The sequence below is a fragment of the Bartonella capreoli genome, assembly GCF_902813205.1.
GTDB classification, from domain to species: Bacteria; Pseudomonadota; Alphaproteobacteria; order Rhizobiales; family Rhizobiaceae; genus Bartonella; species Bartonella schoenbuchensis.
In genome coordinates, this window is sequence record NZ_CADDZX010000001.1 from 106,597 (window position 1) to 132,281 (window position 25,685).

Genomic DNA, 25,685 nt, shown 5'->3' on the forward strand with positions numbered 1-25,685 from the left:
AGTCAAAGACATGAACACTGAAAGCAAAAAAAACAATAACGAAACTTATTCTAATGACGTCTTCTTGAATGGAGATGATACTGTTATTCCCTTTCAAGTTGAAGGACTTGATGTGCGTGGACGTATTGTACAACTTGGAGAAGCTGTAAACTCTATTCTTACAAGCCATCAATATCCTGAACCTGTCTCTTATCTTTTGGCAGAAGCTTTGGTTTTAACCGTTCTGCTTGGAACATCACTCAAAATTAAAGGGAAATTTATCTTACAAACTCACTCTAATGGACCAGTAAATATGCTGGTATGTGACTTTACTACTCCCTCTCAGCTACGTGGTTACGCTCGCTTTGATGAAAAAAATTTAAAACAAGCAATAATCAATGGTCAAACATCTTCAGAAATGCTGCTTGGCAAAGGAACCTTAGCATTTACCATCGATCAAGGTTCCCATACGAAACGCTATCAAGGAATTGTCGCATTAGATGGATCAAATCTACAAGAGGTTGCCTGTACTTATTTTGATCAATCAGAACAAATCTCCACAGATATCCGTTTGGCAGTCGCCATGTTAATCAATCATGATCACCAAGGAAAATTAACAAAAACCTGGCGAGCAGGGGGTATTTTAACCCAACTTTTGCCTCAAGCATCACCCTATCATAAAACGCATATAACACATAAACAAGTAAAAGAAACCAAAACTCATGCCCAACTTAAAGATCAATGGCAAGAAGTTAAAGTACTCACTAAAACCATTGAAAATGAAGAGCTTACAGACCCTCAAGTTGGTCCTAAACGGTTACTGTTCCGTCTTTTTCATGAACAAGGCGTTACAGTTTTTAAAGCCTCTTCTATTGTGGCTCAATGTTCTTGCTCACGCAAAAAAATTAAAATGATATTAGATAAATTTTCTACTGAAGAACGTGCTCAAACAGTTGAAAACCAACAAATTTCAGTCACATGTGAATTTTGTTCAACAGTCTATTATTTCAAACCACAAGAATTTTCTGAAACAGAACACGAATGATCTCTACTTATAACAAAGAAGAGTTGTTTCTTCTTAATTCAACAATAAACATGATTTGCACAATTTCGCTAAACACAGCATCATAACTATTTCCCCTTATGTAAACTGCGTAACCGGATATAAAGTGCACCGTTTCCACCATGCTGACGAGAAGCTTTCTCAAAAGCATGAATATAATACCGAAAAACTGGTGTTGATAACCAATAAGGAACATACTGACATAGAACGCCATTACTGCCATGTGATTGGCCTTTTCCTGTAATCACTAGAACATAGCGCAACCCACGCTGTTGAGATGATTGTAGAAATTTTTTCAAGAAAAAATAGGCTTCATCCTGTATAAAACCATGAAGATCAATACATGCTTCAATAGGATAGTAACCCTTTGCAATTTTACGATGTGTTGCACGATCAAAAAAATATATTTTTTCTGTTTGTTCTATCATCCCTCTACTGTTTTTAACCATTGCTAATTGTTTTTGATTTTGTTGAGAAAATGAAAGAACATGTTCTTCTTGCAGTTTTTTATGTTTGGTATTTTGAATATCTTCTCTCATAAAAGGAGAGCTTCTATCATGAAGTGGTATCGTAGTACGACAAACCTTCTCCCACAAAAGGCTATCTTCTAACACCAATAACTTATGCCCCTCCTCCTCTTGACCTCTAGCCATTTTGACCCTGCAATTTTCTTGAATTTAATTAAAAAAACTCAAATAAACGAACAATCGTTTTAATCTCCATCTTCTGTTGCAAAAAGTTTCCAATTTGGATCTTGTGACAAACTGTTGCGAACAAAGGTCCAAACATCTTTAATTTCTACAATAGCTTCAGGATCACCATCTATACATTCGTCTTGCTTATTATAAGTTACAGAAATAATTTCACTAACAATACGCACAGTTAAAAACTCTTCATTTTTTTGCATTTCTGCTGCAACAAATTCAACTTTATTAATCCCGACAAAAGTAAATTCGACTTTCTCTTCTCTTTTTTCGCGCTGCTCAATAGCTGCACAAAAACTTTCAAAAACATCTTGAGAAAGCAACTTTTTAAGCTGATCACGATCGCCTTGTGCAAAAGCTGTCATAATCATCTCATAAGCAATTTGAACACCATTGATAAAAAATTGAGGAGAAAAATTAGAATCAGCCTGACAGATAGCCCGTAAACCATCATTCAATGCGCTTCCTTCTGGTGCAATTGCATCAATTTCGCTAAAATCTTTCTTTCGTGCGTTAGCCTGATGAGGAAACGAAAAACTATGATCGACTGTTTCTGTTTCAATCTGCTTTTTAGAACAACCAGAATAAGGATCAAAGGGAGGTCTTTCAAAACCAGTCCGCTTTCCTAATACATTACGTAGTTGCATAAAAACAACAACCATAATAACAAGAGCTATTACAAGTACAACGTCAAATTCCATGGGTGCTGTCAATCTCCAAACTTAAAGTGATCTGTAATAAACATTGCAGTTAATATTATTTATCAATAAATATATAAATTAAATAAATCTACCATTCAAATAGTGTTTATGGTCTCTAATTTAAGTTGAAAAGACACTATATATAAATTTTCCTATAAAAAATCTTGAGAAGGGAAGTTTCGTGTGACAAAATTCTATCATATAAAGCCTCGCTTTTTTGTGGTTATTGTCCTTAGCGTTCTTTTTATCGAAATTGCCAGTTTTATTGTTGTTGGGAATGAAATCGGAATTTTAGCAACTTTAAGTTTAATCCTTTTAACAATGATAATTGGAAGTATTTTATTACGTATTCAGGGTATTAGCCTTTTAAAAAATATACAAAGAGAACTTATCCAAGGGACTATGTCAGAATATTATATAGCTGATGATGTCCTCATTATTATTGGAGCGATTTTACTTATTTTTCCTGGTTTTGTAAGCGATATTTTAGGAATATCACTCCTTATAAAACCTATACGTACCTTTATCCGTTTCCTCTTTTTATCATTAAAAAATAAAATTAATGCTAAAACCAGTGCCAATACCCAAAATAAATCTGAAAAAATAATTGAGCTTAACGCAGAGGATTATCAAAGCTATAATATCAAGGAATCTCCTTGGCGTATAAATGATGATCATTAAAATATAAAAAAACGACAACAAACCAAAAAATAACGAAGACAAAAGAACGTTTCTTGTAACCTTGCACAAAGCATGGTAACCACTTTATTTTGAAACCTGAAAAATATATGCATTCTATATGAAAGGTATTTAATATGGCCGAAGGTGAAATAAATAATAAAAATGCAGGGCCAGTTTTTGCTGTATTGACTCAGTACTTAAAAGATTTTTCATTTGAAAATCCAAACGCCCCTCAGTCATTGCGTCCGCGAGAAAAAGCACCGCAAATTGATATTAACATAAATGTTGATGCCAACCCAGCTGGCAACGATAATTATGATGTAACCTTATCACTTTCAGTCAAAGCCTTTGATGATGCTGAAATATTATTTCATGTAGAACTAATTTATGGTGGTATTTTCCATATTAAAAATATTCCACAAGAACACGTTATGCCATTGGTCTTTATTGAATGTCCCCGTCTTTTGTTTCCCTTTGCTCGGCAAATTATATCTGATGCTACTCACAATGGTGGTTTTCCGCCCTTGCGCATTGATCCTATCGATTTTGCAGCTTTATTTCAAAAGCGTATTGCTGAAGAACAAAAAAATAACTCAACACAACCATCTTAAAAATTGTTTCAAAACAGATGCGATCTATTTTTGGTTTTCCAATATCAAAAAGATCTTAAAATTTCAGTTTTTTCTCTCAAACAATTTTTGCTGCATGATAAGCCGCCAGTGTTGCAATATTGACAATATTTGTGTCGTGTCCACTAAACGGCACAATTTGGACAGATTTTTTCAACCCAATTAAAATGGGGCCAATAATGGTTGCTTGGCCAAGCTCTTGTAACATTTTACTTGCAATTGAAGATGAATGATATCCAGGCATGACCAAAATATTAGCAGGTTCTGTTAACTTCATAAAAGGATATTGTTGCATCAATTTCGGATTGAGTGCTACATCAGCACTCATTTCTCCATCAAATTCAAAATCAACCTTACGTTCACACAAAAGATCAACAGCATCTTGAATATGCTGAGTAACCTGCCCTTTCATATACCCAAAGGTAGAGAATGCTAAAAATGCTACCCGTGGCTGATACCCCAGCCCACGAACAAAAGAAGCCGTCTGTTCAGCTATGTCGGCAAGTTCTTCAGCGCTAGGATGTTCATAAATAGCTGTATCAGCAATAAATACAGTCCGTTCACGACAAATAGCCATTGAGATACCAAGCAGCCGTTCTTTTGGTTTTTCATCAATTACCCGGCGTATATCCATTAAAGCTGTTTCATAATTTCGTGTTACCCCTGTAATCATCACATCAGCATGGCCCAATGCTACCATACAAGCGGCAAAATAATTGCGATCATTATTAATGCGGCGATGACAGTCTCTCAACAACCAACCTTGGCGCTGCATTTTTTTATAAAGATAATCGGCATAAGCATCCGTATAATCGGATAGCTTAGCATTAACAATAGAAATACCCTCACGTTCAAGATCAATTCCAGCAACAACAGCAGTATCTTTAATCTGTTCTTCACGGCCAATTAAAATTGCTTTGCCCAATTTTTGATGAACATAAGAAACTGCTGCACGCATCACTTGTTCTTCTTCGCCTTCTGCAAAAACAATTTGTTTTGGCGCTTGACGAACACGATTGTAAACACCACGCATCATGGATGCAATAGGATCGCGCCTAGCATTTAAATCACGCTCATAAGCCTCTAAATCATCAATATGCTTCCTTGCAACACCACTCTCCATTGCTGCTTTTGCCACTGCAATTGAAACAACTGTAAGTAAACGTGGATCAAATGGAACGGGAATAATATAGTTTGGGCCAAATTTTAGCCGATTGCCATGGTAAGCTTCTGCAACGCTATCTGGCACATCTTCATGCGCTAAACCAGCAATAGCTCTTGCTGCAGCAATCTTCATACTTTCATTAATAACTGTCGCACGCACATCAAGCGCACCACGAAATATATATGGGAAACAAAGAACATTATTAATTTGATTGGGATAATCTGATCGACCTGTTGCTATAATAGCATCATCACGTACTTGCATAACCTCTTCAGGTGTAATTTCGGGATCGGGATTGGCCATAGCAAAAATGATCGGCCGTGGAGCCATTGACTTGACCATTTCACGAGTTAATGCACCTTTAACTGAAACTCCGAAAAATATATCAGCCCCTTCCATTGCTTCGGCAAGAGTACGCTTATCTGTTTTTGTAGCATGAGCAGACTTCCACTGATTCATCCCCTCTTCACGACCTTCATAGACAACGCCTTTAGTGTCACATAATATAATATTTTCAGGACGAAAACCCATTGCTTTGATGAGCTCAATACAAGCAATCCCCGCAGAACCAGCGCCATTGCAAACCAACCGCGTATTCTTCATATCACGCCCAGTTAAATGCAAAGCATTGAGAACACCAGCAGCTACGATAACTGCTGTTCCATGTTGATCATCGTGAAAAACAGGAATGTTCATTATCTCGCGCAAACGGCTTTCGATAATAAAGCAATCAGGCGCCTTAATATCTTCAAGATTAATGCCACCAAAAGATGGCTCCAAATGATGCACTAGATTGATAAAACTTTCTGTATCGTTTGTGTCAATTTCTAAATCAATCGCATCGATATCTGAAAAACGCTTAAAGAGTACTGCTTTTCCTTCCATCACTGGTTTAGATGCCAGTGCCCCTAAATTCCCTAAACCTAAGATAGCAGTCCCATTTGATATAACAGCAACAAGATTGCCTTTTGCTGTATAATCATAAGCCAATGCTGAATCGTGAGCAATTTCTTTAACCGGAATAGCCACACCCGGCGAATAAGCAAGCGCTAAATCACGCTGAGTTGCCATAGACTTTGTTGCAACAATTTCAAGCTTTCCTGGCCGACCACGACTATGAAAATCAAGAGCCTCTTGCTCGCTTGCACTATAAGCTTTTTTATGCACTTTTTGACCCTGTTCACTTTTTTTCATCTGACTTATTTTTCTCCAAAAACAGTATATATTCTGCTTACTAACAAGTGCAACTACTTGATTTTAAAGTTTGATTCATATGCTAAAAATCGCTATGTTTTCATTAAATAGATAATTTACTATACGTTTCAATTTAGAGATAATAAAGATCTGCATTGAAGTAAATAAAAAAGGGCGTAAAAACCTATATCAAAGGAAATGGGCACGTCAAAATGACAGAAAAGGCTGAATATAAAAATAATTTAATCCCACAGTCTGCAACTGCACATCAAGATCGCCTTACACCCATGATGGAGCAATATATAGAAATCAAAGCAGTCAATAGCGATTCTCTCCTTTTTTATCGTATGGGTGATTTTTATGAATTATTCTTCAATGATGCAATTGAAGCTTCACAAGCTTTAGGAATCACGCTCACAACACGTGGCAAACATTTAGGCGAAGACATTCCCATGTGTGGTGTTCCTGTTCATTCTGCAGATGATTATTTGCAAAAGCTTATCGCTCGTGGCTATCGTGTTGCTGTATGTGAACAAACAGAAGATCCTGCAGAAGCAAAAAAGCGTGGTTCAAAATCCGTTGTTCAGCGTGATGTTGTACGCCTTGTTACACCCGGAACCATAACAGAAGAAAAGCTCCTTGATCCAACGCGCGCAAATTATTTGATGACACTTGCTCGCACCAGAACCAATGATAGAAAAGAGTTTGCCCTTGCTTGGATTGATATTTCCACGGGCATATTTCGTGTTACACAAAGTCACCATGAAAAGCTTTTGACAGATATCATGTGCGTAGACCCACAAGAAGTAATTGTAGCCGACTCATTTTTCCATGATCCATCGCAAAAATCGCTCTTTAATGCTCTTGGTCGTATTGTCTCACCTCAACCACTTAGCCTTTTTGATACAATAACCGCTGAACATGATATTTGTAACTATTTTAAACTATCAACTCTTGAAGGCATTGCAGACTATTCACCTGCAGAACTTTCAGCAATCGCAGCAGCCATCCGTTATATTGAAAAAACACAAATCACTCATCGTCCTCCTCTTATGCGACCTGAGCGCCAAAATGAAAGTGCCACCCTTTTTATTGATGCAGCTACTAGACTTAACCTTGAACTTATTCGTACCACATCTGGACAACGCGACGGGAGCTTACTAAAAACTATCGACCGCACTGTCACAGGAGGTGGTTCACGTCTTCTTGCTGAGCGCTTAATTTCCCCGCTTACTACTCCTGAAATCATTGATAAACGTCTTGATTCAATTGCCTTTTTTCTGAGCAATACTTCCCTTGCAAAAGCTATCCGTCTTATTTTGAAAGGGGGGGCAGATATGCCGCGTGCAGTTTCACGCTTAGCTCTTGGCCGAGGAGGACCACGTGATATAGCCACAATTCAGCGTGGTTTTGAAATTATTAATGAGCTTAACCAACTTCTGAGCAATGAATTGCCTCCTCAAGAAATAGGTGACGTACGAGAAGTATTCTCACATTTACCCATTGCTTTGCATGTTCAATTAGAAAAAGCATTAGCCGATGATCTGCCTCTTCTTAAACGTGATGGTGGTTTTATTCGTTCTAATTATCATCAAGAATTAGATGAAACGCGCAGTTTACGTGACGAATCCCGTCGTATCATTGCTGAACTTCAAGCACAATATGCTCAAGAAACAGATATTAAAACACTCAAGATTAAGCATAATAACATTTTAGGATATTTCATTGAAGTCACAAGCTTACAAGCTTCAGCTCTCACAGATAACCCGCAATCAAAAGAACGTTTTATCCACCGGCAAACAATGGCAAGCGCTATGCGCTTTACTACAACAGAGCTTGTTGAACTTGAAAGTCGTATTGCTCATGCAGCAAATCACGCAATAACGCTTGAATTAGAAATTTTTGATACACTTGTTAATGAAATTACCGCACATGTTGATTTCATTCGTACAGCCTCTGAAGCGCTTGCTGTTTTAGATATATCTGTTGCTTTAGCTCATTTAGCTGAAGAACAAGGATATTGTCGTCCCAAAATTGACGATTCGCTTACCTTTCAGATCACTGGGGGACGTCACCCCGTTGTAGAGCAAGCATTACGAAAACAAGCAACAGAATCATTTGTTGCCAATGATTGCGATCTCTCTGCACAACAAGACCATCAATATGCAGCAATTTGGTTATTAACAGGCCCAAACATGGGAGGAAAATCAACCTTTTTACGGCAAAATGCTCTCATTGCTATTATGGCACAAATGGGCTCCTTTGTTCCAGCTGCTTCAGCTCATATTGGTGTTGTTGACCGCTTGTTTAGTCGTGTTGGTGCTTCTGATGATCTTGCACGGGGGCGTTCAACTTTTATGATGGAAATGGTCGAAACAGCAACCATTCTCAATCACGCTAGTAACCGTTCTCTCGTTATTCTTGATGAAATCGGGCGGGGTACATCAACCTTTGATGGCCTCTCAATTGCCTGGGCAGCCGTTGAATATCTTCATGAGGTAAACCACTGTCGTGCCATCCTTGCCACACATTTTCATGAAATGACAGCGCTGACTAAAAAACTTAATCGTCTTCATAATGTAACAATGAAAGTCAAAAATTGGAATGGTGATGTGGTCTTTCTGCATGAAGTCACTAAAGGAGCTGCTGACCGATCCTATGGTGTACAGGTTGCAAAACTTGCAGGACTTCCCCCAGCAGTTATCGCTCGTGCTACAGATGTTCTACAACAATTAGAAAAAGGTGAAATGAATGGAAAAGGAAACAAATTAATTGATAACTTGCCGCTATTTTCTCCTCAAACAACGTCACCTACAACTGAAGAAACAGATAAATATTATGCAATTAAAGAAGCTTTAAATAATATCCACCCTGATGAATTATCACCTAAGGCTGCGTTAGAAGAGCTCTATCGCCTTAAACAGCTGAATGCACAATAAATTTTCTAATAAACTGTAGAAAGATTTCTTATCATTTACTTAGGCATATTTTTTAAAAAAGCTTTATTTGGATTTAAATCCTTTTGATTTTTCTCCTTTTAGGATTCATAATTTTTTATTTGGAACATGAACAATTTGACAAGTAAACTTCACTTTTCTGATTTTTCCTTACCAACAACATTAAGTGATTTAATTATCAGTATTATGGTGCATCAGTTTCTTTGGTAAACACTCTTACCTTGTCAAGATAACCTTCAAATATACCACTCTCTATTCATTCCCCATTTATGCTTATAACTCATTGTATTATTATTGCTTTTTGTTATGATCAGCATAACTTATAGATAAGTGTAAATTGATTTCATCTCTTAAGTGCAGATCTTCTTTTGGCATTTTAGTAGAGCTTATTTATAGTATTGTTTGGGATAACTTTTTGTTCTCTCTATGACGTAGAGAAACTACAGCAATTAAAAATTACATCATTACATTTTTCAATCTCTCTAAGCTTTAATCAAAATAGTTCATAACTCTCCCCTCTACCAATGAGTGACAATCTGAAAAATTAAAGTTTTGGTCAATTTTATTTATCTGCACTAAACTTAAATTTTACTTAAATCAAATATTACGAACCGCGCCTTTAGCAGCAGAAGTAGTCATAGCTGCATAAGCTTTTAGAGCTTTTGAAATCTTACGCTTACGTTCTTCAACCGGTTGCCAAGCAGTGTTTCCTTTTTCTTCCATCTTGGCACGACGGCGTACAATCTCAATATCATCAACCATCAAATGAATGATACGGTTTGGAATATCAATCTCTATGATATCGCCCTCTTCCACTAAAGCAATTGTGCCCCCTTCAGCAGCTTCTGGTGAAATATGACCGATAGAAAGCCCTGAAGACCCCCCCGAAAAGCGACCATCTGTTATAAGTGCGCAAACCTTCCCTAATCCTTTAGATTTAAGATAGCTCGTGGGATAGAGCATTTCTTGCATTCCAGGCCCACCACGTGGACCTTCATAACGGATCAAAACAATGTCACCTGGTTTAATTTTATCGGCCAAGATTGCTGAAACAGCTGAATCTTGACTTTCAAAAATCCGTGCAGGACCTTTAAAAGTTAAAATCGACTGATCAACACCTGCGGTTTTCACAATACAACCATCTTGTGCAAGGTTCCCATAAAGAACCGCCAATCCTCCATCTTGCGAATAAGCGTGTGCAATATCACGGATGACACCTTTTTCACGATCAAGATCAAGAGTATCATAACGAGATGCTTGGCTAAAAGCTATCTGTGTTGATACACCACCTGGTGCCGCACGATAGAATTCATGAATGCTTTGTTCATTGGTTTGTTTCACATTCCACCGACACAAAGCCTCTTTCATCGTTTTTGCATGAACCGTGTAAGTTGATGTATCGATAAGTCCGGCTGCATCTAATTCACCCAAAAGCCCCATAATACCACCAGCGCGATGAACATCTTCCATATGAATATTAGCAATAGCAGGTGCAACTTTGCACAAAACAGGAACACGGCGTGAAAGACGGTCAATATCAGCCATGGTAAAATCCACCTTGCCTTCTTGCGCTGCTGCTAAAAGATGCAGCACAGTATTAGTTGATCCGCCCATAGAAATATCTACAATCATTGCATTTTCAAAAGCCTTGCGTGAAGCGATAGAACGCGGCAAAACTGTCTCATCATCTTGTTCATAATAACGCTCTGTTAATGTAACGATACGTCGGCCTGCCTCTTCAAAAAGCCGCTGACGATCCGCATGTGTAGCTAACATCGATCCATTTCCAGGAAAAGAAAGCCCTAATGCTTCTGTAAGACAATTCATAGAATTGGCAGTAAACATGCCTGAACAAGAGCCACATGTAGGACAAGCGGCGCGTTCCATTTCAGAAACTTCTTCCTCTGAATTACGATCATCAGCCGCAACAATCATTGAATCAACTAAATCAACAGTAATATCCTGATCTTTCCATTTAATCTTGCCAGCTTCCATAGGCCCACCTGAAACAAAGATTGTTGGAATATTTAACCGTAAAGAAGCCATCAACATGCCAGGCGTAATTTTGTCACAATTAGAAATGCAAACAAGAGCATCTGCACAATGGGCATTGACCATATATTCAACAGAATCAGCAATGATTTCACGGGAAGGTAAAGAATAAAGCATTCCATCATGCCCCATAGCAATCCCATCATCGATAGCAATGGTGTTAAATTCCTTCGCAACACCACCAGCGGCAGCTATTTCTTGTGCAACAAGTTGCCCAAGATCTTTCAAATGGACATGCCCTGGCACAAATTGTGTGAAAGAATTCGCAATTGCAATAATGGGCTTACCAAAATCCGTATCTTTCATTCCTGTTGCACGCCAAAGACCACGAGCCCCTGCCATATTGCGTCCATGAGTTGACGTTCTTGAACGATAAAAAGGCATTATTTCTTTCCTTGAATAATTTAAAATTCTTCTCTATTGTGTTGCACCCTAATTATAAAGACAAGAATTTTAGCGCTAAAAATAAAATATTGTTCTACTGAAGCATTTGAATCTCTAAAAGACTGGTATTCTTTATAAAATTCAATTCAATAGCTGTTATTTGTTCATAATCAATAAGATTATCCTATGTACCACTTCTTTAATTTTGATTAAATATAACAATAAGTTACAAGAAATAAATAAAAGCACAACCAGACAATAATAATAACCAATATCAATTGAATTCATGATGAATAAAATTTAAATCATGAATTTATAGTGCATAATGCATTGATTTTATTAATTGTTTTCTTGAAAACAAAATTCAAATCCCATTGCTATTTTGGTATGTGCTGCGCATTACGAATCATGAAGTTAGCACTATTTTCCAGTTTATGGATCTAATTTTACGCTACTCTTGAGATCTTTTATTACAAGTTATAATTCAATCAATGACTTTTTTGTACTACCTTCGAGCAATAATAGAGTTTTTGTTTAGCGAATAGTTTATTTCACTTTGCTTTTATTAAACTTTCATTTTTATGGCTGTTAAAAATTCAAAAAGACATAGAATGAATGAGTGCAAGACAAACATATTACAAACTCTATTGAATAAACCTCTTAAAAAAGAGATTGATCACGAAAACCACAGTACCTCTCAACCGATGTATAAATCTTCTTTCCAAATATTTGCGTTATATTAAGAAAAATATCCCGACCTTTTTGGTGGAGCTAAGCGGGATCGAACCGCTGACCTCTTGCATGCCATGCAAGCGCTCTCCCAGCTGAGCTATAGCCCCATAAAAGATACCCCTCTCTTCCCAAAAGGAAGATTAACAATCTAACAAGATTCCTAAAACGAGAAAAATCGAAGATCAAGAGGAATTTGTCTTCAACAAAACGAATACTGAATCTTCTCGTTTTTTTTAAGTACCATCATCGTCTGGAACACTACCACCAATAATGTCGGTTACATCGTCATCCTCATCGCTTTCAGTGTGCGATAAAAATGTATCGTCGTCATCCCCGAGATCCATATCATCATCTTCCAAAATAGGGAGATCGTCATCCTTAGAATCGTCAACATCTTCTTCCAGCAACATAAAAGCAGACTTTTCAAGTGCTGTATCCAGCTCTTCAGTGTCAACTTCTTCTTCGCTACTGGCTTCAGCTGCGGCAACCTCAAAATAAGAGCGCGGATAAGAAAGCCCTGTATAAGGTGATACAATAGGATCACGATTAAGATCATAAAATTTCTTTCCCGTTTCCGGGTCAACACGTTTGGTTCCAAGTTCCTGTTTTGCCATGGACCGTGCCTCTTTTTTGGTTAGCTACAATTTCATTTAAAAACGAATTTAAGGTGCTTAAGCGAAAAACAATGTATTTGTCAAAGATAAATGCATCGTTTCACACGGATTTTCTCATGACGCTTATTAAAGCGTGTGCTAAAGAACACTTAATTTTGTAAAATTTAGATTAAAATTAAATAAAGCTTCTATGCAAAACGCAATACCCGCAACAGCTCAAAAATCTACCAATCTTTGTGGTACAATCAAAATACCAGGAGATAAATCAATCTCTCATCGATCTCTCATATTAGGGGGGCTTGCAAATGGTGAAACACATATTCACGGGCTTCTTGAAAGCGATGACATTTTGCAAACAGCTGCTGCTATGCAAGCTATGGGTGCCCATATTCATAAGGAAAATAATCTCTGGGTCATTCGCGGAACTGGGAATGGTTGCCTTTTGCAAGCACAGACACCTTTAAATTTTAAAAATTCTGGAACAAGCGCTCGCTTGATTATGGGAATGGTCAGTTCTTATCATATGAAAACAACTTTTACTGGCGATTCTTCTCTATCTAAACGTCCCATGAAGCGTATCCTTGACCCTTTGTGTTTTATGGGCGTTTCAGTTGAAAAAATGTGTGATGATCATTTACCTTTAACGCTTTATGGTCCTAGAATGGCTAGCCCGATTTATTATCGTGTACCAATGGCTTCTGCCCAAGTTAAATCAGCAATTCTTCTTGCAGGTCTTAATACTCCTGGTATTACTACTGTTATTGAGCCAATCCTCACCCGAGATCACACGGAAAAAATGTTAAAAGCATTTGGTGCTGAACTTGAGATAGAAACAGATAAAAAAGGTACACGTTTCATTCATCTGAATGGCCAACCACATCTTACTGGACAAATTATAGATGTTCCAGGGGACCCTTCCTCTGCTGCTTTTCCACTCATTGCAGCCCTTCTTGTGGAAGACTCCGATATCATTATTGAAAATGTTCTCATAAACAACTCTAGAATCGGTCTTATCCAAACATTGTGGAAAATGGGAGCTAAGATCGATCTTTTAAATCAACGCCAAACAGGCGGAGAGGATGTTGCCGATCTACGAGTCAGATCATCAATATTAAAAGGCGTAACTGTACCTAAAGAGCGAGCCCCATCAATGATTGATGAATATCCCGCTTTAGCAGTAGCAGCAGCCTTTGCTGAAGGTAAAACAACTATGCTAGGAATTGAAGAATTGCGTGTTAAAGAATCAGACAGGCTTTCTGCTATTGCCCAAGGATTAAAAATCAACAATGTCGATTGTGAAGAAGGTGTAGACTTCCTTATTGTCCATGGGCAAAACTCAACAAAAGGCCTAGGAGGTGGATGCGTTACAACATATCTTGATCATCGAATCGCAATGTGCTTCCTTGTCTTTGGATTGGCATCAGAAAAACCCGTAACCGTCGATGATACGCGAATGATTGCCACCAGCTTTCCAGAGTTTATCCCCTTAATGCACCAACTTGGAGGTCAAATTCTTTGAAACCTTTTATCATTGCAATTGATGGCCCAGCAGCTTCTGGTAAAGGAACATTAGCCCGTAAAATTGCAACCCATTACCATCTTTACCATTTAGATACTGGTCTAACCTATCGTGGTGTTGCTTATGTACTTTTACAACAAGGATTGGCTCTTGATGATGAAACCAGTGCTATCACATACGCCACAAAGCTTGATTTTAACACTTTAGATTCAAATCTTCTCACTTCTCATGAAATTGGCGAAGCGGCTTCAAAAATAGCAACCATACCGGCTGTGCGCGAAATTCTTGTTGCAAAACAACGCAATTTTGCCAAAACCCTGCCAGGCAGCGTGCTTGATGGTCGTGATATTGGCACTGTTGTTTGCCCTGACGCAAATATAAAATTCTACGTTTTTGCAAATGCTCAAACACGCGCAAAACGCCGCTATCAAGAAATTTTAAAAAAAGGAGCACAAGCAGATTATCATGAAATCCTTGCTAATCTTAAACAACGCGACAAACGTGATTCAACCCGCAAACAAAGCCCTTTAAAACCAGCAAAAAACGCCCACTTGCTTGACACGTCAGAATTGAGTATAGAAGAAGCATTAACAGCTATGTGTACCTTTATTGATCCTGTCATAAAAGCTCATATTAGTTAAATAAAATCACCCTGGTGATTCCAGCTTAGCGCTAATTTTTCTTTCCTGTATTAAAGATGAGAAATCATGGAATTACCCCATATTAACACTAACCCAGCGCTTATACCTCTTTAAATAAAGGTATATATTTAGGAGTTCTTATGTCACAATATAATCCCACAACAGCGGATTTTGAAGCTCTTTTAATGGAATCCTTTCAAACCAACGATCTTACTGAAGGATCCGTTGTGAAAGGTCGTATCATTGCAATCGAAAAAGACATGGTCATTATCGATGCTGGCCTTAAAGTAGAAGGACGTATTCCACTTAAGGAATTTGGCACAAAAGGTAAAGATGGTTCCTTGCAAGCTGGTGATGAAGTTGAAGTTTATGTTGAACGCATCGAAAATGCGATGGGTGAAGCTGTTTTATCACGCGAAAAAGCACGTCGTGAAGAAAGCTGGACTCGCCTTGAAGAAAAATTCAATGCCGGTGCGCGTGTAGATGGAGTTATCTTTAGCCAAGTTAAAGGTGGATTTACAGTCGACCTTGATGGTGCCATTGCTTTCTTGCCCCGCAGCCAAGTTGACATTCGCCCTATCCGCGATGTTGCACCTTTAATGCACAATCCACAATCTTTTGAAATTCTAAAAATGGATCGTCGCCGTGGCAATATTGTTGTCTCACGCCGCACCGTCTTAGAAGAAAGCCGTGCTGAACAGCGTTCAGAAATTGTTCAAAATCTTGAAGAAAATCAAATTGTTGAAGGCGTTGTTAAAAATATTACCGATTATGGTGCCTTTGTTGATCTTGGTGGAATTGACGGCCTTTTGCATGTTACCGACATGGCATGGCGGCGTATTAATCACCCATCTGAAATCCTTACAATGGGTCAAACTATTAAAGTTCAAATTATTCGCATCAATCAGGATACGCACCGTATTTCACTTGGGATGAAGCAACTTGAAAATGACCCCTGGGATAGCATTAGTGACAAATATCCAGTTGGTAAGAAAATTACAGGTGCTGTTACGAACATCACTGATTATGGTGGTTTTGTTGAAATTGAACCAGGAATTGAAGGGTTAATTCATGTCTCTGAAATGAGCTGGACGAAGAAAAATATTCATCCTGGAAAACTCCTTTCTACATCACAAGAAGTAGAAGTTGTTGTTCTTGAAATCGACGCTTCTAAACGGCGTATTTCCCTTGGTTTAAAACAAACATGTGAAAATCCATGGGTAGCTTTTGCTAATAAATTTCCTGTAAATTCACAAATTGAGGGTGAGGTTAAAAATAAGACAGAATTTGGTCTTTTTATCGGCCTTGAAGGTGATGTTGATGGGATGGTACACTTATCTGATCTTGATTGGAACCGTCCTGGTGAACAAGTCATCGAGACTTATAACAAAGGTGATATCGTTAAAGCTGTTGTTCTTGATGTTGACGTTGAAAAAGAACGCATCTCTTTGGGAATTAAGCAACTTTCCTGTGATAAAGTTGGAGAAGCAGTAGCTTCTGGTGAATTGCGTAAAGGTACTATCGTGACCTGTGAAGTTTCTGGAATCAATGAAAATGGCATTGATGTGAAATTAATTGATCACAACCTTGAAACGACTATTCGCCGTTCTGATTTGGCCCGTGATCGTGATGAACAAAACCCTGAACGTTTTGCTATTGGACAAAAAGTTGATGCTTGCATCACCACATTCGATAAAAAAACGCGGAAACTGTCAGTATCCATCAAAGCCTTGGAAATTGCAGAAGAAAAAGAAGCAGTAGCGCAATATGGATCAACAGATTCTGGTGCTTCTCTTGGTGACATTCTTGGTGTGGCCTTAAAAAAACAAGAACAAGATTGATAATCTCAATAACTAATACTTAAGACCGCTTATATTTTTGAGCGGTCTTTTTTATCTTTTGCTGGAAACATTTTCTTGACTTTTCAGCGGGCTGACAAAAAAATAAATATTTTCCAATAAAAAACTTATTTTTTTCACTAACCATTCATGACTAGGATAAAATGTTAACAATTCATTAAATAAAGAGAAATTTGCATAATTGAGTGGCAATAGAATATTATGGCACCCACACTATTTTTCATGAAGTGGTTTTCTTCTCAAAAAACAGAAATTTGTTATTTTTCTAAAACCGATTCCCCTATTCGTTCAACTGATAAATCGCAAGAAGAGCTTTATAAATTAGGCCATGATATAGCTTTGGGCAAAAACAATTTTCTTGCCGAATACAAGGGAGAGAGTGATTTTCGCAAACGATTAACTGAAAATGCTAAACTTATTCTCCATGCTTTCCGCATTAGCGATGTTGCTGCACGTAACAATGAAACTATAGCACCATCTGCTCAATGGCTTATTGATAATCATTACACCATTGACAAAACCATACAACAGTTACGCTGCAATTTTCCAAAAACGCTCACTAACAAACTCTCCCTTGATGAACAAAAAGCAGGAATCCCACGTATTTTTGCTTTAACCTGGCTTTATATCGCCCATACAGATAGCAGTTTCTCACAAGAAACCCTTACAGCCATGGTTAATGGCTTTCAGAAAGTATGTAACCTTAAAATTGGCGAATTATGGGCTTTGCCTTCTGTTATTCGTATGATTTTAATTGAAAATGTTCGTCGTCTTTCATTGCGTATTGAGCAAGCACAGCATATGCGTTACCTTGCCAATCAAGTGGCTAACAAAATTACCCTTGCAAAAAATGAGACTGAATTACATAATCTTTTCACTCTTTATGAAAAATTTACTGCTAATTTAACCTTTTCAACTCATTTATTTTATCGTCTGCGGAGTGCATCTGTTGATGTTACAGTGGCACTGACTTGGCTTGAAAAGCAATTACATCATCACGGCAGTAATCCAGAAATTGCAACAGCTGATGAACATACCCGTCAAGCAAAAGACGGTGTGACCATGGGCAATATTATTCGTGCTCTTAAAACTATTGATGATATTGATTGGACAGCGTGGTTTGAAACCGTTAGCTATGTGGACTCTATCTTGCGTCAAAACAGTGATTTTTCTGAACTCGATTCTCATTCACGTAATACCTATCGGCAAGTGATTGAAAAAATCGCACACCGTTCTCCACTCAGTGAATTGGAAGTTACGCAAAAAGCCGTAGAGATGACGCAAACCTTCCTTGAAGATGACGCTCATCAAAATAACTCTTCTATTGGCTGGTACCTTGTTGACAACGGGCGTTATGCCTTTGAAAAAGCTTGTGGATACACTCCATCCCTTTTCATAAGATGGATGCGCGCTTACCGTCGCTTAAAAGTAGGAACAATTGCAATTCCTGTTTCTATTTTAACGCTCATCCTTTTGTTTGCAACTTATACTCTATTACAGATATCCAACCTAGCGCCATGGGTGAGTCTTATTTTTACCGCTCTGGCACTCTTTCCTGCCATGGAAGCTTCTTTTTCCTTTTTTAATACTGTTGTTTCATGGTTTATCCCACCAAATCAGCTCATTGGTTATGAATATAAAGAGGGGATTCCTAAACACGCACGTACAATAGTTGTCGTGCCCACTTTAATTACTTCATATGATTATATTGATGAACAAGTGCGTAATCTTGAAGTACATTATCTTTCTAACCCGCAAGGTGCTATTCATTTTGCGTTAATCACGGACTGGGCAGATTCTTCATTAGAAGAAACACAAGATGACCTTGATTTGCTGCATTATGCACAAGAGAGCATAGCTAAACTTAACCACCGTTATCATCGTGATGACATTCCTTTGTTTTTCCTTCTTCATCGCCGACGCCTTTACAATGCTAGCGAAAAATGCTGGATGGGGTGGGAACGTAAACGTGGTAAGCTTCATGAGCTCAACCTTTTACTACGAGGAAATCAAAATACGAGCTTTTACACTCCAGATCCACGCCTTCCTGTAGATTGTCGTTTCGTTATGACCCTGGATTCAGATACACGTTTAACACCTGAAGGGGTTACTAAACTTGTTGGCAAGCTCAACCACCCACTCAATCATCCCGTTTTTGACCCTCAAAATGGAACAATTGTAAAAGGTTATAGCATTTTACAACCGCGTATTACGCCTTCTCTTACAACAGGAAAAGAAACATCAATTTTTCAACAAATTTTTTCTACCAATCGTGGAATTGATCCTTATGTCTTTGCTGTCTCTGATACTTATCAAGACCTTTGGGGAGAAGGAACTTTTACCGGCAAAGGTCTTTATAATATTGATGCATTTGAACAAGCGCTTAGTGGAAAAATCAAAGAAAACACTGTTCTTAGTCATGATCTTTTGGAAGGAAGCTATGCACGCGCAGCACTCGTGAGTAATGTAGAGGTAATTGAGGATTATCCAACAGCCTATAACATTGATGTTGCTCGTCATCACCGTTGGATTCGTGGTGATTGGCAATTATTGCCTTATCTCTTTAAGCGCTGTCAAATTAATCTTATGAATCGTTGGAAAATTCAAGACAATTTACGCCGTTCTCTCACACCACTTACATGGCTAATTGCAGCAATCATGGGATGGTCTATTTTACCATTAAAGATAGCAGCCATCTGGCAAATATTTTTACTGCTCAGTCTATTTATCTCTCCAATTCTAGGTATGCTTCAGACATTCATGCCATTTAGTCTTGATTATTCTTTGCGTGGACAGCTGAAATTAATTTTGAACAGTATTATTTCAACGGCAGCAGAAATACTTCTTAAAACCACCTTTATTGCTCATTCAGCTTATTTTGCAACCGATGCAATCATCCGCACTTTCTATCGCATGTTGATTTCAAAACAACATCTCCTTGAATGGAAAACCTCGGCTGCAACAAGATTAATCCCCAATAGTTTAAGCTTCTATATTCTCACAATGTGGCCAGCATCACTGATTGGTGCCATTGCCATAGCGCTACCTATATCCTTTTATAGCCCGACAATCTTCATTGCTTTGCCCTTTGGACTGGTTTGGTTTTTCTCACCACTCATTGCGTGGATTGTAAGCCAACCAGCAACATTCCAAGATATGCTTGATATATCTTCAGAAGATGAAAAAGCACTTCGGTGTATTGCACGACGTACGTGGCTTTATTATGCAACTTTCGTCAATGCGCAAAACAATTATTTGCCACCTGATAATTTCCAAGAAGATCCCGAACCCCTTGTCGCTCAGCGTACATCCCCCACCAATATTGGAGTTTATCTTCTTTCCACTATTGCCGCACGTGATTTTGGTTGGATTGGCTTTAAAGATGCTATTACACGCATCAAGCGTACATTAAGTACTCTTGAAAAAATGGAAAAATTCCGTGGTCATCTTTATAATTGGTATGAAACAGACACTCTTAAACCTTTATTGCCAACTTATGTTTCAACAGTTGATTCAGGTAATCTTGCCGGTCATTTAGTGACACTCTCTTCAGCTTTAAATGAATGGGCTCAAACACCTGACATGTTTTTACAAAGTGATCCAGCAGGTTTACTTGATGTTAGTGATATTCTTGAAGAAACTTTAAAAGAGATTCCTGATAATCAGCATTTTTCATGCTCTCTATACCAACAGATCGAAGAACGCATTGTTTACTTTCGTCATGTCGTTAGTACTTTCAAAGAAAAGACAGAAACTGTAACTTCATGCACTATTAATTTTCCACTCTTAGCTCGTGATATTGCACTCTTAACAGAGGAACTTGATAAAAAAATTCAAACTGTAGAATCTGCTCACACTCTGTCTTGGGCTAAATGTCTTGTGGAAACCTGTGAAGCACATCATCATGATATTACCTATGACTATGACATCGAAAAACTGCGCAAACAATTAAACACTTTAGCGACAAAAGCACGACAAATAGCTTTTGATATGAAATTTGATTTTTTAGAACAACCTGAACGGCAACTTTTGTCTATCGGCTATCGTGTTCAGGAAAATAAACTTGATGAAAGCTGTTATGATCTTCTAGCTTCAGAAGCACGTCTCTCAAGTCTTTTTGCTATTGCCAAAGGCGATATAAAATTCAAACATTGGTTTCATCTTGGCCGTTTACTCATCCCAATTGGTTGGAAAGGTGCTTTATTATCATGGTCGGGATCTATGTTTGAATATCTTATGCCTTCTCTGGTTATGCGTGAACCCTTAGGATCCATACTAGATCAAACTAATCGATTGATTATTCGCCATCAAATACAATACGCCCGTAAACGGGAACTGCCATGGGGTATTTCAGAAGCTGCGTTTAATGCCCGCGATCATTTAATGAATTACCAATATTCCAATTTTGGAGCTCCAAGCCTTGGACTTCAACGCGGTTTATCACGTAATGCTGTTATTGCTCCTTACGCCAGCATTTTAGCTGCGCAATATATGCCAACTCAAGCTCTTATAAATTTAAAACATTTACGTGATCTTGGCGCTTTAGGAGCCTATGGATATTATGATTCTATTGATTTTACTCCTTCGCGTGTGCCAAAGGGAGAACAATATGCTATCGTGCGTAATTATTATGCGCACCATCACGGCATGTCAATTCTTGCAATTAATAATGTCATTTTTGAAGGACGGATGCGTAACCGTTTTCATCGTGATCCCGTTATTGAAGCTACACAATTATTATTACAAGAAAGAGCCCCCCTTCAAATTCCTATCATTCACGCCAAAGTTGCTAACCCAATGCGCAATGACTCTGGAGAATTTGATGACGCTCCTTTGCGCACTATTACAAACCCGCTTCTCAAACCCCGTGAGACTTTGCTCTTATCCAATGGTTGTTATTCCACAATGCTAACAGCCAATGGTTCCGGCTATAGCCGTTGGCATGATTATACTATCACACGCTTTATCCCTGATGCATCAGAAGATCAACAAGGTACCTTGTTTTTCCTACGTGATACACAAAATGGACGCTGGTGGTCTGCCACCGGTGAGCCAACACGCATTGTCGAAGAAGAATCAGTCACCATTTTTACAGATGAAAAAGCTGAATATACAAAAATAGTTGATGGTATAAAATCAACGCTTGAATGTCTTGTGGCATCGGAAGGTGATGGTGAAGGCAGACGCCTTCAGCTTATAAATACAACCAACAAAGATCGCATTATTGAAGTGACATCTTATAGTGAACTAGCACTAGCAACTATGGATAGTGTTTGTGCTCACCCTGTTTTTTCACACATGTTTGTAGAAACAGAAATTGCTGATTCAGGTGGAACGATTTTTGCTAAAAGGCGCAAACGCGCCCCTAGTGATCCGGATATTCATATTGCCCATTTTGTCACTGACCCATCTGGAACTATTCCAAAATCAGAAGCTGAAACTGACCGTTGTATTTTTATTGGTCGTGGTCGATCTATTCATCGTCCAGCTGCATTTGATCAAAATGCCCACTTTAGTAACCGTCAAGGCTGTGTTCTTGACCCGATTATCTCAATTCGCTGCTACTTAAAAATTCCAGCACATGAAAAAAAAGAACTTATTTTCTGGACATTTGCTGCTCATTCAAAAGAAACGCTGCAAAATCATATTGAACGTTATCGCCAACCTAATATGTTTCAGCGAGAATTTTCTATAACATGGACACGCTCGCAAGTTTCACTATTTCAAAACAATATCCGCCCCAGAGAAGCTATTGTTTATCAAAAATATGCAACACCACTTATATACCCCGACAGAACATGGCGTCTTCCCTCTAAAATGCTTGCTAATACTCTTGGAAAACAATCTGATCTTTGGCCAATGTCCATCTCAGGAGATTATCCTATTTGTCTTCTCAGAATTGATAGTGAAACGAATATAACTGTACTACGCGACCTGCTTAAAGCACACGAATATTGGCGTATGCGAGGGTTAATTGTTGATATGGTTGTTTTGAATGAACAGGCATTTTCTTACATACAAGACACTCAACGCGCTATTGAATGGACATGTGAATCTTATCGTCGTCATGCCAATGAAATGAATGGAAATAAACATATTTTTACCCTTCAACGTGATCAAATAAATGAGCAAAGTTTCAAGACACTCCTTGCATCAGCCCGCATCATACTTCATGCCCAAAATGGTTCCTTATCTGAACAGCTTAAATGTACAGAAAATATTGATCCCGATCTGATAACTCGCAATCGTAGGAAAGATGTTAATCACAAACTAAATCACAGCAAACATGACAAAAAACGACAAGCAGAAACGCAAGATGAACAAAATTCATCTACTTCTATTGGTCTTATAGCTCAGCAAAAACAATCATCTCCTCTTATCAATGGAAAAGACCTGCGTTATTGGAATGGTTATGGGGGGTTTAATCAACATAATCATTATGTGGTGCATCTTAATGGGCATACCACTACACCACAGCCATGGATTAATGTCATTGCTAATCATAATTTTGGCTTTCACGTATCAGCTGAAGGTGCAATCTTCACCTGGGCTCACAATAGTCGTGATTATCACTTAACCCCTTGGACCAACGATCCTGTTTCCAATCGCCCAGGAGAAGCACTATATCTTGTTGATCGTCTTTCTTTAAAACGTTTTTCTCCAGTCTCTGCTGTCGAATGTGATGACAGTGTTGTTTACGAAGCTTGTCATGGTTTTGGATTTTCAACCTTTAAATCCACACATTCCGATATTGCATTAGAACTTACCCATACGCTCGATCGAGAAAGACCTGTTCGTTTTTCGCGCCTTATTATTAAAAATGAAAGCAAAAAACCACGCAGTTTACGTCTTTATAATTACGTTGAGTGGGTTTTGGGTAATGCACGTACAAAATATGCTCCCTTTATCATTCCCTCTTATGATTCCAAACGTGGCGCACATTTTATTCAAAACCCCTATCACATCGAAAGATCTCAACAGGTCACTTTTTTATCAGCATCCGAAATACCAACCAGTGTTACGACTGATCGCACTGAGTTTATTGGTTCAACAGGAACAGTTAAACACCCTCATGCCATTTACAAAGCTGAAGAACTTTCAAATACAGTAGAAGCAGGCCGTGATCCTTGTTCAGCATCAGCCTATGATATTTATCTATTACCGGGTCAAACAAAAGAAATCATCTTTTATCTTGGTAGTGCTGGAAATAGACAAGAAGCTGAAAAATTGCTGGATCAAGTACGCATAGATGATTTTCAAGTTATTCTTGCACAACAAAAACAGCAATGGAATGATTTTGTTTCTCCTTTGCAAGTTAAAACGCCTGATCCTTCTTTTGACATTATGGTCAATCATTGGCTTCCTTACCAAATCTATGCATGCCGCATGATAGCACGTGCAGCTTTTTACCAAGCCAGTGGCGCATTTGGCTTTCGCGACCAGTTACAAGATAGTTTATCTTTGTTACTGCTTAAACCACAATTAGCGCGTGAACAATTATTAAGCGCTGCAGCCCGTCAATTTACTGAAGGTGATGTACAACATTGGTGGTTTCCTGATACTAACGCTGGTGTTCGCACACTCATTTCTGATGACATAGTCTGGCTTGCTTATGGAACAGCCCTTTATGTCAATACTACTGGTGAGCACACATTTCTTGATACTCCTATTCCTTTTATTGAAGGAGCTCCTCTCAAAACAGGACAACATGATGCTTATTTTCACCCCATACAATCGCCAAAAATTGCAACACTTTATGAACATTGTGCCCTAGCTTTAGATCTTACTATCAAACGTTGTGGTCCACACGGTCTCCCACTTATTTTAGGTGGTGATTGGAATGATGGTATGAATTTGGTAGGCTTAGAAGGAAAAGGTGAAAGCATTTGGTTGGGCTGGTTTCTTGGCACCACATTACAAGCATTCATTCCCATTGCTAAAAACCGCGGTGACGATAACCATGTAAAAGCTTGGAGCACACACCTTAAACGTTTAACAAAAGCTCTGGAAAAAAATGGTTGGGATGGCGCTTGGTATCGACGTGGTTATTTTGACGATGCAACCCCTTTTGGTTCTCAAATAAATACTGAATGTCAAATTGACGCCATCGCTCAATCTTGGGCTGTAATTTCTAAAATGGCATCTCCCAATCGCCAAAAACAAGCAATGATGTCAATGCTTGATCATTTATGCGATGAACAAGGTGGGCTTATTCGTCTTTTCTGGCCGCCTTTTAATAAAAGCACTCTCGAACCCGGCTATATTAAAGGATATCCACCAGGTATTCGAGAAAATGGTGGACAATATACCCATGGTGCTATTTGGAGTATTATAGCGCTTGCAGAAATAGGTGAAATAGACAAAGCGTACAACTTATTTTCCATGATAAACCCTATCACTCATGGTCAAAATCCTGAAATTTACTGTGTTGAACCTTATGTCATGGCCGCAGATATCTATGCTGTTGAACCACACCGAGGACAAGGTGGTTGGACATGGTATACAGGTTCAGCAGGCTGGTTTTATCGTGCAGCGACAGAAACTATTCTTGGGATTCACATCCAAGCCAATCAGTTATTTTTACGCCCACATTTACCCTCCTGTTGGCCTGAATACGAAGTAAAAATGAAATTCTATGAAGCCGTTTATATTATTAAAGTTAAATGGGCTGCAAAAGATACTCTCCGTGTTAACAGCGCGGAATATACCAACACTGATGCAGGTATAGAATTACAAAAAACAGGTGTTCATGAGATCATACGTACTCTTAAATCCCCAACTCCAAAAAAATGAAAAGTTTTTTATACTGTT

The 25,685-nt window shown here is 38.4% G+C and carries 13 protein-coding genes and 1 tRNA gene; 8 read left to right on the top strand and 6 right to left on the bottom strand.

Annotated features, from left to right (window positions below; translation table 11 throughout):
* Positions 1–10: 10 nt before the first annotated feature.
* Positions 11–1,024, top strand: coding sequence for an Hsp33 family molecular chaperone (locus tag J7R05_RS00470; RefSeq protein ID WP_208540734.1), 1,014 nt, complete (start codon positions 11–13; stop codon positions 1,022–1,024).
* An 86-nt stretch (positions 1,025–1,110) separates the two neighbouring features.
* Here J7R05_RS00470 and J7R05_RS00475 read toward each other — a convergent pair whose 3' ends face one another.
* Both J7R05_RS00475 and J7R05_RS00480 read right to left on the bottom strand, forming a co-directional pair.
* Positions 1,111–1,695, bottom strand: a complete 585-nt coding sequence (locus tag J7R05_RS00475; RefSeq protein ID WP_208540735.1) for a Smr/MutS family protein — start codon at positions 1,693–1,695, stop codon at positions 1,111–1,113.
* Positions 1,696–1,754: 59 nt separating this feature from the next.
* Positions 1,755–2,447 (bottom strand): Tim44/TimA family putative adaptor protein, encoded by a 693-nt coding sequence (locus J7R05_RS00480; RefSeq protein ID WP_208540972.1) that lies wholly within the window; start codon positions 2,445–2,447, stop codon positions 1,755–1,757.
* Positions 2,448–2,630: 183 nt separating this feature from the next.
* On the opposite strand from J7R05_RS00480, the gene J7R05_RS00485 reads away from it, so the two are divergent.
* Together J7R05_RS00485 and secB are read left to right on the top strand one after the other, a co-directional pair.
* Positions 2,631–3,128, top strand: coding sequence for an FxsA family protein (locus J7R05_RS00485; RefSeq protein WP_208540736.1), 498 nt, complete (start codon positions 2,631–2,633; stop codon positions 3,126–3,128).
* Between the two features lie 134 nt (positions 3,129–3,262).
* Entirely contained in the window at positions 3,263–3,739 is a 477-nt protein-coding gene (secB, locus tag J7R05_RS00490; RefSeq protein WP_010703251.1) for a protein-export chaperone SecB, read from the top strand.
* 76 nt (positions 3,740–3,815) lie between these two features.
* Here the strand turns inward: secB and J7R05_RS00495 are convergent, their stop codons facing one another.
* Positions 3,816–6,116 carry an NADP-dependent malic enzyme gene (locus J7R05_RS00495; protein WP_208540737.1) on the bottom strand — a complete coding sequence of 767 codons (2,301 nt, stop codon included), beginning with the start codon at positions 6,114–6,116 and terminating at the stop codon, positions 3,816–3,818.
* A gap of 212 nt (positions 6,117–6,328) precedes the next feature.
* Here J7R05_RS00495 and mutS point away from each other — a divergent pair, with 212 nt between their 5' ends.
* Positions 6,329–9,055: a DNA mismatch repair protein MutS gene (mutS, locus tag J7R05_RS00500; protein ID WP_208540738.1), complete on the top strand. Its 2,727-nt coding sequence runs from the start codon at positions 6,329–6,331 to the stop codon at positions 9,053–9,055.
* A gap of 615 nt (positions 9,056–9,670) precedes the next feature.
* On the opposite strand, the gene ilvD is transcribed toward mutS, so the two are convergent.
* The 3 genes from ilvD to J7R05_RS00515 all read right to left on the bottom strand — a co-directional run bounded on the left by ilvD (position 9,671) and on the right by J7R05_RS00515 (position 12,855).
* On the bottom strand, positions 9,671–11,509 hold the full coding sequence (gene ilvD / locus J7R05_RS00505) for a dihydroxy-acid dehydratase (RefSeq protein WP_208540739.1): 1,839 nt from the start codon (positions 11,507–11,509) through the stop codon (positions 9,671–9,673).
* 763 nt (positions 11,510–12,272) lie between these two features.
* A tRNA-Ala gene (locus J7R05_RS00510) sits at positions 12,273–12,348 on the bottom strand.
* Between the two features lie 126 nt (positions 12,349–12,474).
* Positions 12,475–12,855: a TIGR02300 family protein gene (locus tag J7R05_RS00515; protein ID WP_010703247.1), complete on the bottom strand. Its 381-nt coding sequence runs from the start codon at positions 12,853–12,855 to the stop codon at positions 12,475–12,477.
* A 190-nt stretch (positions 12,856–13,045) separates the two neighbouring features.
* Between J7R05_RS00515 and aroA the strand changes: the two genes are divergently transcribed.
* From aroA to J7R05_RS00535, 4 genes are all read left to right on the top strand, one after another.
* Positions 13,046–14,374: a 3-phosphoshikimate 1-carboxyvinyltransferase gene (aroA, locus tag J7R05_RS00520; RefSeq protein ID WP_208540740.1), complete on the top strand. Its 1,329-nt coding sequence runs from the start codon at positions 13,046–13,048 to the stop codon at positions 14,372–14,374.
* Entirely contained in the window at positions 14,371–15,015 is a 645-nt protein-coding gene (cmk, locus tag J7R05_RS00525; protein WP_208540741.1) for a (d)CMP kinase, read from the top strand. Before aroA ends, cmk begins: the two co-directional genes overlap by 4 nt.
* Before the next feature lie 140 nt (positions 15,016–15,155).
* Entirely contained in the window at positions 15,156–16,856 is a 1,701-nt protein-coding gene (gene rpsA, locus J7R05_RS00530) for a 30S ribosomal protein S1 (RefSeq protein ID WP_010703244.1), read from the top strand.
* A gap of 219 nt (positions 16,857–17,075) precedes the next feature.
* A complete protein-coding gene (locus J7R05_RS00535; RefSeq protein WP_208540742.1) occupies positions 17,076–25,667 on the top strand; it encodes a GH36-type glycosyl hydrolase domain-containing protein in 8,592 nt (2,863 codons plus the stop codon).
* The last annotated feature ends 18 nt before the right edge of the window (positions 25,668–25,685 follow it).